At 66.3% G+C, this 1559-nt stretch carries 2 protein-coding genes and 1 pseudogene; all 3 read left to right on the top strand.

Annotated elements, in window-relative coordinates; all coding sequences use genetic code 11:
* Positions 1-204, top strand: a pseudogene (locus AC1DU6_RS30665) (succinyldiaminopimelate transaminase); the annotation flags it as partial.
* Entirely contained in the window at positions 201-1025 is an 825-nt protein-coding gene (gene dapD / locus AC1DU6_RS30660) for a 2,3,4,5-tetrahydropyridine-2,6-dicarboxylate N-succinyltransferase (RefSeq protein ID WP_457442397.1), read from the top strand. The pseudogene AC1DU6_RS30665 and the gene dapD, both read left to right, overlap by 4 nt.
* A 2-nt stretch (positions 1026-1027) precedes the next feature.
* Positions 1028-1559 (top strand): ATPase, T2SS/T4P/T4SS family (locus AC1DU6_RS30655; protein WP_477861863.1); only part of this gene is annotated, 532 nt, incomplete at its 3' end.

The following is a 1559-nucleotide window of genomic DNA, read 5'->3' as shown; positions in this document are numbered from 1 at the left end:
GTTCCAGGCGGTAACGACGTGCGCTTCGCCCAGGAGCTGCTCGCTCAATACAATCTCGCCGTCCTGCCGGGCAGCCTGCTGGCGCGCGAAGCCAATGGCAGCAACCCTGGCGCCGGGCGCATCCGCCTGGCTCTCGTGGCCGACGAGGCCGAATGCCTCGAAGCCGCCCGCCGCATCGTCTCCTTCACGAAATCTTTCCCATGAACACCGCTGAACTGCAAAGCCTGATCGACCTCGCCTGGGACAACCGCGCGGCGCTGGACCCCACCAACGCGCCCGAGCTGCGCCAGGCCGTCGAGCATGTCATCGCCGAGCTGGATGCCGGACGGCTGCGCGTGGCCACGCGCGAGAGCGTTGGCCAGTGGACGGTGCATCAGTGGGTCAAGAAGGCGGTCCTGCTGTCCTTCCGGCTGAACGACAACCGCATCATGGGCGACAAGGAACTGACCTTCTTCGACAAGGTGCCCACCAAGTACGCCGGCTGGAGCGACGAGCAGCTGCGCGCCACCGGCGTGCGCGTCGTGCCGCCGGCCGTCGCGCGCCGTGGCAGCTTTCAGGCGAAGAACGTGGTGCTGATGCCCAGCTACGTGAACATCGGCGCCTACGTGGATGAAGGCGCCATGGTCGATACCTGGGCCACCGTCGGCTCCTGCGCGCAGATCGGCAAGAACGTGCACCTGAGCGGCGGCGTCGGCATCGGCGGCGTGCTGGAGCCGCTGCAGGCCAACCCGACCATCATCGAGGACAACTGCTTCATCGGTGCCCGCTCCGAGGTCGTCGAAGGCGTCATCGTCGAGGAGAACTCGGTGATCTCGATGGGCGTCTACATCGGCCAGAGCACGCCGATCTACGACCGCGCGACCGACACCGTCAGCTACGGCCGCATCCCGGCCGGCTCCGTCGTCATCTCGGGCAGCCTGCCCAAGGATGGCGGCCGCTACTCGCTGTACGCGGCCATCATCGTCAAGCGGGTCGACGCGCAAACGCGCTCCAAGACCAGCATCAACGAACTGCTGCGGGCCTGATCATGAGCAGCCCCGGCGCCGGCAACATGGAACGCATCCTGCGGCTGATGGCCGACAAGGGTGCTTCGGACTGCTATCTGTCAGCCAACATGCCGGTGCTGATCCGGATCAATGGCCAGACCGTGCAGCTGTCGGACCAACTGCTGACGCCGCCCCAGCCGCGCCAGCTCATCGCCGAGGTCATCGACCCGGCATCGCTGGCCGAACTGGACAACACCGGCGAGCTGAACATGGCGGTGTCGGTGCGTGGCGTGGGGAGCTTCCGGTTGTCGGGCTTTCGCCAGCGCGGCTCGATCGCCGGTGTGTTCCGCCACATCCCGCACGACATCCCGACGCTGGAGAGCCTGCAGCTACCAAGCGTGCTGGGCACGATGATCAAGGAAAAGCGCGGCCTCATCCTGATGGTGGGCGCCACCGGCACTGGCAAGAGCACCACGCTCGCCTCCATGCTGGAGATGCGCAACCAGACGATGACCGGGCACATCCTCACCATCGAGGACCCGATCGAATACCTGTTCAGCAACAAGCGCTCGG

Source organism: Roseateles sp. P5_B10 (assembly GCF_056400485.1).
The sequence above is the reverse complement of the archived record's forward strand: the minus strand, read 5'-3'. Positions and strand labels throughout refer to the sequence as shown.

Bases quoted from the DNA above. Each gene is read 5' to 3' on its own strand.
- dapD (WP_457442397.1), top strand. From the start codon at position 201: ATGAACACCGCTGAACTGCAAAGCCTGATCGACCTCGCCTGGGACAAC.